The 12,559-nt window shown below is 40.6% G+C and carries 8 protein-coding genes; 5 read left to right on the top strand and 3 right to left on the bottom strand.

Features of this window, described 5'->3' with window-relative positions; translation table 11 throughout:
- The first annotated feature begins 16 nt into the window (after positions 1-16).
- Together L1077_RS07215 and L1077_RS07210 are read left to right on the top strand one after the other, a co-directional pair.
- The gene (locus L1077_RS07215) at positions 17-1,240 is read left to right on the top strand and encodes a NupC/NupG family nucleoside CNT transporter (protein ID WP_046354077.1); all 1,224 of its coding nucleotides are present in this window, start codon (positions 17-19) and stop codon (positions 1,238-1,240) included.
- A 383-nt stretch (positions 1,241-1,623) separates the two neighbouring features.
- Positions 1,624-4,632: a TonB-dependent receptor domain-containing protein gene (locus L1077_RS07210; RefSeq protein ID WP_237136213.1), complete on the top strand. Its 3,009-nt coding sequence runs from the start codon at positions 1,624-1,626 to the stop codon at positions 4,630-4,632.
- A gap of 55 nt (positions 4,633-4,687) precedes the next feature.
- Here the strand turns inward: L1077_RS07210 and L1077_RS07205 are convergent, their stop codons facing one another.
- Positions 4,688-4,939 carry a DUF2999 family protein gene (locus tag L1077_RS07205; RefSeq protein WP_063364275.1) on the bottom strand — a complete coding sequence of 84 codons (252 nt, stop codon included), beginning with the start codon at positions 4,937-4,939 and terminating at the stop codon, positions 4,688-4,690.
- A 106-nt stretch (positions 4,940-5,045) separates the two neighbouring features.
- A complete protein-coding gene (locus L1077_RS07200) occupies positions 5,046-6,272 on the bottom strand; it encodes an RsmB/NOP family class I SAM-dependent RNA methyltransferase (RefSeq protein ID WP_237136212.1) in 1,227 nt (408 codons plus the stop codon).
- 277 nt (positions 6,273-6,549) lie between these two features.
- Between L1077_RS07200 and L1077_RS07195 the strand changes: the two genes are divergently transcribed.
- From L1077_RS07195 to L1077_RS07185, 3 genes are all read left to right on the top strand, one after another.
- A complete protein-coding gene (locus L1077_RS07195; RefSeq protein ID WP_237136211.1) occupies positions 6,550-7,935 on the top strand; it encodes an FG-GAP repeat domain-containing protein in 1,386 nt (461 codons plus the stop codon).
- A 145-nt stretch (positions 7,936-8,080) separates the two neighbouring features.
- Positions 8,081-9,484: a hypothetical protein gene (locus L1077_RS07190; RefSeq protein WP_237136210.1), complete on the top strand. Its 1,404-nt coding sequence runs from the start codon at positions 8,081-8,083 to the stop codon at positions 9,482-9,484.
- Positions 9,485-9,671: 187 nt separating this feature from the next.
- Positions 9,672-11,030, top strand: coding sequence for a hypothetical protein (locus tag L1077_RS07185; RefSeq protein WP_237136209.1), 1,359 nt, complete (start codon positions 9,672-9,674; stop codon positions 11,028-11,030).
- Between the two features lie 37 nt (positions 11,031-11,067).
- On the opposite strand, the gene L1077_RS07180 is transcribed toward L1077_RS07185, so the two are convergent.
- The gene (locus L1077_RS07180; protein ID WP_237136303.1) at positions 11,068-12,483 is read right to left on the bottom strand and encodes a chitinase; all 1,416 of its coding nucleotides are present in this window, start codon (positions 12,481-12,483) and stop codon (positions 11,068-11,070) included.
- Positions 12,484-12,559 lie beyond the last annotated feature (76 nt).

The following is a 12,559-nucleotide window of genomic DNA, read 5'->3' as shown; positions in this document are numbered from 1 at the left end:
ACGGGAACATTTTGGCATGACAACAATAATGAGCCTAGTAGGCATGATGATGCTACTAGGTATTGCTTTCGCGGCTTCAACGAACCGCAGCGCAATAAACAAACGAACTGTAGGTATCGCATTTTTAATGCAAGTCGTCATTGGCGGCTTTGTACTCTTTATAGAAGCTGGTAAAAACGCGTTGGCCGCTATGTCGTCAGCAGTTTCTTCAGTAATTGGCTATGCCAATGATGGAATTAGCTTCTTATTTGGTCCTTTGGCTGCGCAAGAGTCAATTGGATTTGTATTTGCAATTCAGGTTTTGCCTGTCATTGTATTTTTCTCGGCGTTGGTCGGTGTTTTATACCACCTCGGGATTATGGAATGGATAATTAAAATTTTAGGTGGCGGATTGCAAAAGCTACTTAAAACATCACGACCTGAGTCGCTTTCTGCTACCGCGAATATTTTCGTTGGACAAACAGAAGCACCTCTTATTGTGAAGCCGTTCATTCCAAAAATGACGCAATCAGAGTTATTTGCCGTTATGGTTGGTGGCCTTGCAACTGTTGCAGGCTCAGTCATGGCGGGCTATGTTGCTATTGGTGTCGATTTAAAATATTTGATCGCAGCAAGCTTTATGGCAGCTCCAGGTGGTTTCTTAATGGCCAAAATGATTGTGCCAGAGACAGAAAAAACCAAAGAAAACTTAGCTGAAGTAGACAGTGGTGAAGAAAAGCCAGTTAATGTTATCGATGCAGCGGCTGCAGGCGCTTCAAGCGGCATGCATTTAGCACTTAACGTAGGTGCTATGCTACTAGCCTTCGTCGCATTAATCGCGCTGATGAACGGTTTACTTGGCGGAATTGGCAGTTGGTTTAATCACCCAGAGCTGACATTACAAGAAATTTTAGGCTATGTCTTTGCACCAGTGGCTTGGATGATTGGTGTTCCTTGGGCAGAAGCTGTAACGGCAGGTAGTTTTATCGGCCAAAAATTAGTAGTTAACGAATTCGTTGCTTACTTAGACTTTATGAATTATCGCGATGGGTTATCTGAACACACCCAAGCAATTGTCACATTTGCGTTATGTGGATTTGCTAACCTATCGTCGATTGCAATTTTACTAGGCGGACTAGGTGGTATGGCTCCTAGTCGTAGAAAGGATATCGCACGCTTAGGGCTCAGGGCGGTTTTAGCAGGGTCAATGGCTAACCTAATGAGTGCAGCAATAGCAGGTTTTTTCCTCTCGCTAGCTTAGAAACTTAACGAGATATGCCGCTTTTGCAAAACAATTGGTTGGTTGCCTTAAGGGGTTAGGGTAACCATACTAACTTGAACGATACTTCCAAAGGGCCTTTATGGCCCTTTTATCGTTTCTGATACATCATAAATTCAGTCACCTCGACTCTCATCACTTTCCAACAGCCTCATTAATACAATTCTCAAACAACTTTTATGTAATCAATTTTCTCATCTAAACCCACTTTTAATTCACATTTAATAAACATATAATTATAAATTAATAAACAATAACCATACTGCAAACTGCTCTTGAGAACGTGAAAGAAACTCTTCACAGAAGAGAAGCTTCTTATTACGTGCGTTTTTTTACTGCCTAATTAGTGTGTTTAAGGAAGTTTAGTGTCATCGAGTAAAAAAATTAATAACGCTTTGTATATATCTATACTTGTTACCCTCTGTATTTTTAATACGAGTAAAGGGGACGCAGCGCCCATCGCTAAACAACGAGATAAACAAGAGGTTCAAAGTATTGAGCGCATCACAGTAACGGGATCCCACATAGCACAAGGTACTAGCACGCATTTACTCACTCGTGTTTCCAACGACATATTCGATCAGTCAGCATATGCCTCTTTATCGGATATTCTCATTGATGAAGTTGTTCAAATTAATGAGGGAATAAGTAATGTAAATTCTCAAAATAGTACGCATAACTCAGGCCTTTCAACTGTCGATTTACGGGGTTTAGGACTTAACAGAACATTGACTTTAATTGATGGCAGGCGAGTCGTTTCAAATAGTTACTCAGGTGAGTTGGTCAGCCTTTCTTCCATACCAAAGGGTATGATAAAAAATATCGAAATTATTACAGGTGGCGCGTCAGCAGCATACGGTTCTGGCGCTATCTCAGGTGTCGTCAATATCATTACTAAGCAAAGCAAAGACGACACAACTATTAATTTAACTGTAGGCGAGAGCGTGGCGGGCGGTGCACGTGAAATCGCCTTTAATGCGGATACTGGGTTTCAGTATACCAACCAACAGGGACAACTTCTGCTAAGCGCCACTTACATTAAACATTTTGGCTTGGATTACTGGGATAGAGACCGTGCTCAACAGCAGGATGACTGGCGATATGACCCAAAAAGAATGTGTAACACTATGCTCACGGCACTGTACCAGCCTAAGCAACAGAGTGCATATCGCTGTATGCGTGATATTGATCAAAGCGATTGGACTTCATTAAGCGATGCATTACCTGGCGGGGTTTTTAATGAATCGAGTAGCTTTAAGCCTAACTCAGGCTTTTGGTTTGATGAGCAAACATTACGAAATGACTGGCAAGAAGAAGTGCATGGTTTGCACTTTAATCAATACAACTTACTGCAATTACCCAGTCAGCAACTCAACTTAGCAATCAAAAATGAATTTGATTTTAAATCAGGTGAGCAGGCTTATTTTCAATTGCATTACAGCAAAAATGATAGTCAAAATATAAAGTCCCCAGAAAACGAAGATGAGTGTGATCTGGTCATCACCTATAACGCATATACACAACAATTTGGCTCAGATTGTATTGGCGCAATCCCCTACACTAACCCCTATATTCCGGCAAAGATCAGAGAAAGTGCAAATAACCAAGATATAAAATGGGATCGCCTGTTTCAAGAAGTCGGCGCTGTCACCAATGATAACTCGCGCACCACACTGCGTACATGGGCCGGCCTCAACGGAATCATGTGGGATAACTGGCAATGGGATGCCTCACTTGGCTTTGGTCAATTTATTCAACAACAAACCCGTTATAACGAACTAAACGTTGCTCATGTCAGAAATGCACTTAACGCCCGCAAGCTACCTGATGGTTCCATAGAGTGCATAGATGAAGACGCCAGAAAAGCTGGCTGCACCCCAATCAACTTATTTGGAGAAAACGCGATTAGCCCAGCGGCCGCAAGCTATATACGAGCGAACCCTAAACTGACCACTCGCCTTTCTCAAATAACCTTGTCCGCCGCACTCAGTGGTGAACTTATCAACTTGCCATCAGGCCCTGTATTAAGTGCTTTTGGTATAGATTACCGAAGGGACAGTCAAAACGTATCCACCAATGTGCCTCAAGGCGGAGTGACTTTTAACTATATTCCTAACTTTTCTGGAGATGTCACCAGCTATGAAATTTTTATGGAAGCGTCAGTGCCTTTGCTCAAAGATAAGCGATTTGCACACCAATTAAGCCTCTCATTGGCTGCACGCGCAGCGGATTATAGTTGGTCAAATATGGGACTTATTCAGAGCTATAATCTTGGGTTTAATTACACCCCTACGACACATTATGCTGTGAAGTTTAATTGGGCAAAGGCGATGCGAGCTCCAACAATCACTGAGCTTATGTCTCCAATAAGAGGCGACTACAACGCCTTTCAAGACTTATGTGATGGCGTAACAGCAACATCAACGCTGATGGGTCATGACAACTGCAGAAAGGAAGCGAGTATCAATGCAACAATAAAAAAAGAGGGGATTTTTCACGATCGTAATAACAGCTACTCGCCAAATTTGGGAAATCCAGAGCTCACCGAAGAAACAGCCGATAGCTTCGCGGTTGAGCTCCAAGTTGAGCCTCAATCAATCGCTAACATGACCATTAATGCAAGCTATTATCGGATTAGCATACGAGACGTCATCACATCACTTTCACATCAAAATATTATGAATAGGTGTTATCAAACAGACACACCTTTTGATCCTAATAATCCATTTTGTCAGGCGATAAAAAGAGATAGTGAAGGACAAATTATTGAGTTGCAACAGCGCTTGGTCAATGCAAACCAGCTTTTTACACAAGGCTATGATGCGGCGATTCACTATACACACACTTTAAATCGTCTTGGCCAGCTCAGATTTAAATTGAATTGGAATCACGTTATTGAGCATGCATTGATATCTGATCACATCAATGGACGAGTAACTGAAATACACGAAGGGTATTTAAATCACCATATTTTTGCAGATACAGGCAAAGCCTCTCTCTCTTGGCAACACGATAAATGGCAAGTGTCATGGCATACACAATTTAAAAGCGGTATAACACGCAATAAGCAAGTATATGAAAATTGGCTTGGTTTTTTGAAAGATAATAGTGAACAATGTACACAGCTGTCAGACACCTGTATCGACAACCCTGAACCTCTTTGGGGTAATGACCTTCCATCATACACCACTCACTCACTCCAATTTTCTTATCGTCAGAAACTACAAGGGTCAACATTAAGACTCTCTGGCAATGTAAAAAACCTGTTTAATAACAATGGGCCCTTTATCATAGGGGGGAATGGCAACTTTCATAGTGCTTATGGTGGCGGACGAGGTCGCTTTGTTTCATTGGGTGCACAAATCACATTTTAACAAATACAAAAAAGGCTTCATGTTGAAGCCTTTCTTAAACGGATGTTATCGTCAGTTACTTATTTAGCTGTGCCTTCGCAGCTTCTACTTTCGAATAATCTAATCCAAGTTCCGCAACGGCCTCTTTAATTAAGGCTGGATTTTGCATGACTAGCCCCATCAGTTGCTGTAATTTTTCAGGTGGAATTGGCAATTGTTGTACAGTCGCCATTGCCATCAAAGGGTTTTCAGTTAATGCCTGAAAAACCGCTTTAATTTGTTCATCAGAAATATTGTGCTCTTTAAGTAGTGCGATGATAGGATTCATTGTCAAACCTTAAACGATTAATGTGTTCATTAGGTGCAGTCAAATATGCGCCTAGTAATATATTCTTTTTTGTTGGGTCTAAAGTCTGTAACTTCAACCCCATAAATCATGAAATATCATTTTTAACTAATACTGCGCCGTAAAAACCATCATATTCACTATTTACACCGGGCACTAAGCTTAATTCTTCCTCTAAAGTCCAATGTGGATTATTGGCTAAAAATGCTTGAACCTGTTGCCTATTCTCAGAGGGTAAAATAGAGCAAGTCGCATAGACAAGCTTTCCACCCACTCGACACATCTGACTGTACCTTTGCAAAATATCTTTTTGTAATACAATTAAGTCATTAATATTTTGCTCATTCAAATGCCATTTTGCATCAGGGTTGCGTCGCAATATACCCGTACCTGAGCAAGGCACATCTAACAGCACACGATCAAACTTTTCTTTTTGCCTTTTGACCGTTTTACTATTTTGGATCAGACGCGTTTCTATAACATGAGAACCTGCACGCTTAGCACGCTTTTTTAACGTATCCAGCTTATATTGATGGATGTCTAGCGATAATAAACGCCCTTTATTCTCAAGCAAAGCCGCAATATGAAGGCTTTTACCTCCCGCACCAGCGCACGCGTCCACGACTTTCATGCCTGGCTTTATATCCAATAAACTGGCTATTTGCTGAGAGCCGGCGTCTTGCATCTCAAAGTGACCCTTTTGAAATGCATCTGTTCTAAACAAATACCCCATTTGCTCAACCTTAAGCGTATTTGGTAAACCATCAACAGGCACAGTGGTTATCTGCTCTTTCGCCAAACTTCCTTGAACACTTACAGCGTCACTTTTGAGTGAATTCACTCGAATAAAGTGCTCAGCTGGCTTATTGAGCGCGCTGGCAATTTGATCCCATATTGCGCCCAACTCCTTTCGTGCTCGCTCATCCAGCCAAGTGGGCATGCTCAGCAGCACATCTTCAGGCGCACTGACGAGTTCCTTTTCGATATCAGCTATATTCAGTACCGATACTTCTGGGATCTCTGGGAGTGTTTGTCCGCTCAGCAAAGTGTGCGCGCCCCACATATGCCACGCATCATCAGAATTTAATCCAGTAATAGAGTCAACTAAATCTCGACGGCCAAGCCCCCAACAAAGCTTTCGACTATGGCGGATCAAATCGTAGAGAGTTGTAACAAAATATGCGCGCTGTTCGACAGTCCAAGCAGGGTTTGCTTGTAAGTGCTGTTGCACTACTTTATCAGCATATTGTTCCAATGTTGATGCCTGTAATAAGGCACTATTTAGGCTCTCTAGCAGTTGGCGGGGTGCAGTCACGGTGGTTTCTCATTTGTATCGTACAAGGCGCGAATTGTAGCGCTTTTATAGTACTTACACCACTTAATAAACCACTCCTTTTCATACAGGCCGTCACAAATAATTACAACCTCCACATTGCACACTTATAACAGCTCACATAGCATCTAAATTGAACTATTTATAGCCAAATACAACTAATACCGAGTTAACAAAGCTAACTCAGCCAATCTAGTTGGTAATAATAACCCAATAAAATCTTGTACTCTTACAGGGTAGATTTGTGTTTTGGAGAAACATGATGAACTTTAAAGCTATTTTGACAACTGGGATGATCGTATCAAGCCATGCTTATAGTGCTCAGATGCCACTAAAAATAGATACTGACAGCCCATTAGTCCTGACAGGCTCTCCGGTCGTTTTCGCCGTTAATAAACAAAAAAAAGCGTTAGAACGTATCAATTTGAGCCAAAGTACCTCTCATAAACTACCAATCAGTTCAACATCCAAAGGGTTTCATTTTGGACACTTCGTGAATTTCAAAGAGGTTCAAGCATTTGTATTGGACAATGATGGCGTTTATTTGGTCACTCCGAACAAAACGGCACAACTTATCGAATCAAATAGTTTGCTCACTCGGCTGCAGATAGATGACTTTGAAAAAGTCGAATTTATTTTAGATGCCAATAGTGACGGTTTGAGTGATATTTATTTACCGGGATTTACTCATAATGAGCTTTTTGTTCAACAGCCAAATGGGCAATTTATAAAGCATAATTTTGAATACAACTTGCCCCTGAGGAGTAACTCCTATAGGGAATCACTCGAAATCAGCACAAACTTTACCTCATTACCCATTGTTCATGACTTTAATGCTGATGGCTTTACCGATTTAGTGTTTCGTACGCGTCAAGAAGTCGCTGTGCTGTATGGTAATAAAACAGGTTACGCACCAAGTGTGGAATATATTCACCTACCTACCTCATTTGGAAAAATTGCAGGTAACCGCATTCGTACCACACAAGATCTTTTAGATATTAACCAAGATGGACATTTAGATTTGGTCACTAGAATAAGACCTGTCACTGAAGGCATATCAGGCCTTGAGGCTAAAATAGAATATGATTTATATCTTGGTCAAGCTAAAGGCTTTAACTCCGGTGCTATAAAGTTACCCCACACAATAGGTGCTGGGGGAATGCGTATCGAATATGATTTTGATGGTGACGGGTTACTTGATCTGCAAACCCTCAATGTCGACATTGGTTTAACGACCATTGCAGCAATGGCACTAGGTGGGGGAAAGGCTGATATTGACGTTGACATGCACTTTTTTAAACAACATCCACATACATTATTTAAAACGACACCAAATACAGAAAAGGAAATTGAACTAGAAGTTGATATGAAGCGCTCTATGCAAGGTATGCCCTATTATACTGGCGATCTAAATGGCGATAATAAGCATGATTTGGTTTTTAAGTCTGACGATGAAACGTTGAGTATATATTTTGGCGCTTCTAATGATTTATTAGGTAAAAATAGAAAAAAAATCAAACACCCTCTTCCTCAAAACCCAAATGACATTGTGCTTGTGGATATAGATAAAAATGGCACAAAAGACTTTGTTTTTAAATATGAGGACAAACAAGGTAAGGTTAAAATTGACACGCTTTTAAACTAGAAAACTTTAGAATCAAGTAAAGAAAATCCATCACTTTAACTTTTAAAAAAATAATGAAAAAATTAATTTCAAACCATTATATTTATTAAATTAAGAAATCACGATATTATTTGTTATATAAATATAAATTACTAAAGGAACTATTGTGAAACAAAAATATAATGCACTTATGTTAGCCGTTCTTTCCGCAATTCAATTGACTGGGTGTGGTGGCGGTGGCAGTAATGAAGGAACCTCTAGTGCTGAAGCAAGACCATCAACATCAACATCAACATCGACATCAACATCAACATCGACATCAACATCAACATCGACATCAGTAGCACTTGCGCCTTTAGCCGTAAGAACTATCCAAAATAATCAATGTAGCTCCACAGCCATATCTGTTGATGTCATATTTCACGACCAAAATGGCGCATTTATTTCGAGTCGAAAAACCAATTCAAATGGACAAATAGATACTGGGTTACCAGAAAATACAAAGCATGCTTCATTTATACTAAAAACAACAGACAGTCAAAATACACTGCATACTCAAGTACAAACTATACTGAATGTTCAAGATGGCTTTGAAGTTGATGCACTCGTATTTAACAACCCTAATACATGTGGCTGTAGCGATATTACATATAACCTTGAGACATTGATTGCACAGGCCCCCGATGCTGACTTGCACAACGCTACAAACAATACTATTGACTTGTCAAACACAGAAAATGAGGTTTACGCATGTGTGCCAGAGCAACAAAAATTGCTATTCACTCATTCACCGGCAGGTTATAAAGGAGGCCTATTTGACACCTCTGAGTCAACCACTATAGCATTATCTGATGACCAGTTAATGGCTTCGGGCACACCATTAGATTTAAGTAACTATAACTTTGAGCCTAATGAAAGTATTAACTTAACATCTTATGTTGGAAATGAAGCTGTATACAATGTAAATTTACCAAGGGCAGCGATTAATAATCTATTTAGTGAGCCTCACAATAAGCTAGTGACCTTTAGTGACCTTGATACCGTCAGCTATTTATCTACTTCAAAACTTAGCGAAGAGTTTACAGGTAGTGGCTTTATCAGAACACATTCATATGCATTAACTCCTATTGATAACGAAGGTAATACCAACCGGCCACAGCACTTTGATAACACTGATGCGTATAGCAGTGTGTATAATTTCTTTATGCAAATGAACGCAAATGAATCTAATGACATAGCAATTAACATAAAATCTACGGTAAGTAATCTCGATGCGGTTATGATTAAGATGAATTGGTCTGACTTTGACCACGGAAATGTCAGCTGGAATGTCTTTACTGATGGCCAAGATGTTATTCCTGATATTGATTTTGGAAGCATTTTACCTAGTGACTCAATGTCATTTAATAATGTATCTATGGAAGTCCTTTTGCTAGATTTAAATACTGAACAAAACTTTGATGATATGCGAGAGCTGTATTTTGAGAGCGCTGAAAGTTTTGAAAAGCGCGTAGACTCTAAATTATTTGATGGCATGGCAAGTTATTCATTTACATCTTCAGAGCAATAATCAACACATAATTAGGAGAAGCTAAGCTTCTCCTAAACCCTCCACTTTAAAATCCCTTACAAAGAATCCGATTATAAATAATTTTTTATTATTTATATTTTTATAAACCACTAGATTTTATTCAAAAACCAACCGCCCTGATGTATGATTATTTTTCAGCAAATTTCTACTTATCAAAGGATATATAATGAACGTAAAAAAAAATGGACTTTTGATTGCCATACTAGGTGCAATACAACTCACAGGGTGTGGAGAGAGTGATAATAATACTCCGGCTACTCCTCCAGTCGCGGAAAAGCCAAGCACAGAGACCCCACCAAGCACTGTAGAGCCAAATTTTTCATTAACTACATTTAAAAGCAATGCATGTGGTAGTGAAGCAGTTGTTGCCGACATTGTTTATCACAGTGCTGATGGAAGCTTTATCTCTTCAGAGAAAACATCTACGTCTGGTGAAGTAGCATCAACGCTTCCTGAGAATACGCAACATGTTTCTCTCGTTTATAATGCCACAACTGAAAATGGTGAGAAGCACCTCCAGATCCAAACATTATTAAATGTCGCTGAAGGTTTCAAAATCGATTCGCTCAGCTTTAACGATAAAGAACCTTGTGGATGCACTGCAATCACATATGACTTGACGACACTTAAAGCCGAATCGCCTGACTCAACAGTGTTTAATGTCGGCGCAACACCTGTTTTATTATCAGAGGCACAAGCGCAGTTCAACACATGCACAGCTGAAGCCCAAACACTTGTATTTACTCAATCGGAAGCAGGTCACAAAGGTGGATTGTTTGATACATCGAAAGCGGCAACTATCACATTATCAGATCAGCAAATCACAGCATCTGGGACACTGGTCGATTTAAATAATATGCAGTTTGATGACCAAGAGACAATTAACTTCTCATCCTATTCGGGTAATAACGAAGTACACTCAGTGGTGGTTAATCAAGCCGCATACACACACCCATCTTATAAAGACAAGAACCAGCTGGTGATTTTCAATGGCCTAGAAACGGTCAATTATTTATCTTTAAATCGCCCACGTCATATGCAGCTTACTGATGATCTGTCATTTACTTCATATTTCATTGCGATGAATCGTGTCAGTGATGAAGGAAAAATATCAGATCTTACCCATATTCATCTAAATGATGTGCTCACTTCAGCCTATGAATCATTCGTTAATTCAGTTAAAGAAGAGTCCCACATGGCCGTGTTAGATTTTAGTGCGGTGGATCACAGGGTAAACCTCGTCACTGTTAATTACGCATGGGAGAATGACATACAAGGCAAAACTCACTGGCAAATTATCACTGATGGAGAAGAAACGATTCCACAGCTAAAATTTGATGATGTCGTGCAGGAAGTTGAACCTGATAATTTATCAGTCACATTAACCCTTAGCGCGCTCAATACAGAGCACACATTTAATGACTTAAGAGCGGCCTATCTCAACAGTATGATAAGCTTCGAGAAACGCGTAGGGTCTAAGCTGTTTGATAAAATGGCCAGTTATAGCCTCACTCACAAGCCATAATCATTTTTTGGGGAAACGCGCAGTTTCCCCAGCTTGTTTATTTTATTAACTTCCATGGCCCACTGGTATTTGTAGGGCTTGGCGTATCCCCTCTGGTCCACCACTTCGCTTCGTAGACCTTATCTTGGTAGCTGGCTTTATCACCTTTAAGATACACTTTATTGCTATCCCAAGCTTTTGCTCCACCGACAGGCGGTTTAACATCGATTGGCGGTAATGTATCAACCACAGTTACACTTGGCCAACCTGTATGTGATTGGTAGAAATTTGTTACGCACTTTTCATAATCGCCTGGGACAAGTGCAGAATAAGCAGTTTGATATCCAACTAATTTACACTCAAAAGAGTGCCCGCCTGGTCTGTCTGAATAATGTGCCCAGTTTGCTTCCCAATTGGTGTAAAGCACACCACTTGCGCCATCGAGGTTCAGGCTGCCAAACGGGGTTTGCTGCCAACACGTATTCTCTTCATCAGCCTCGATTGGAATGTTGTAGTAATGAGATAGCCCTTCCCAGTAGCGAATACGATTTACAGGCTGGCCTTTATAACGATTGTGTTCTCCACACTCAATACCACCATTTATGACATTGATGGTTGTACCAAAGCCATATCCAATGCCCGCATTGAGCTCAACCTGTGAAGGCACCCAAGTTCTATCAATCACATGTAACATGGCAGGCTTTGGCGCTTGAGGTGTTAAGAAAAACCAAATAGCAGACGCCAAATTAAGCCATGAATCAGCGACGCGACCTGGGTCATTCAACAGTACCGTGGCATCGCCATCAAACATAACTTCAGAAAACATGCCGTAGTTAAAGTGATAAGAGAGCTGTTTTGCACCACGACCAAAATAGCCTTGCCCATCACCACAAGGCCAACGGCGATTTTGCCAATCATTTTGACCACATCCAGTGCGATAACCGCCCTGCCCTTCAGACCAGCCCATTTCGCGGACATGTACAAGAGCCTGCTGCCACTCTTCTAATCCATTTGGATTGTCAGACGTGTTATCTTTAGAGATATGACCGCCGGTCTCTTGAGCAAAGTGAGCAAATGCAGTAACGATAGACTCTTTACAAATTGCGTCTGCATCTCGGCCATCAGTATACTCGCCACAAAAAGCTGGGAACTTACCAATCGCACGTAAAAAACGCGTATATGTATATTCAGGCGCAGCCATTTGCGTTAAGAAATCCCATTCAGCTTGACCAAAAACTCGCTCAACACGCTTTACGTTGCTTGGGTTGTTCGCAGCTCCTGGTAAAATGGCCTCAACAATTGTATTGCTGCGAGTTTCAAGTGCCTTAGACCAAATTGCATACATAGGATCTGAAGTTAATGCTTGCTCCGCTGTATTTAAATCCGCACGGGAGACAACATATCCACCGGGGTTGTTTGGATCTGGCTGCACATTCATCCCATGTGTAAATGCACTTGCACACAATATTGGCATACACAAAGCCGCGAGTTTGGTAAGCTTACTTACCCCTTTTTTGCCGTTATTCATAATTTACCTTTACATGTTGTTG

It is taken from the genome of Pseudoalteromonas luteoviolacea, assembly GCF_021654285.1.
In the GTDB taxonomy this organism is placed as follows: domain Bacteria; phylum Pseudomonadota; class Gammaproteobacteria; order Enterobacterales; family Alteromonadaceae; genus Pseudoalteromonas; species Pseudoalteromonas luteoviolacea_J.
Note: the sequence above shows the minus strand (reverse complement) of the source record. Positions and strands in the feature narration are given on the sequence as shown.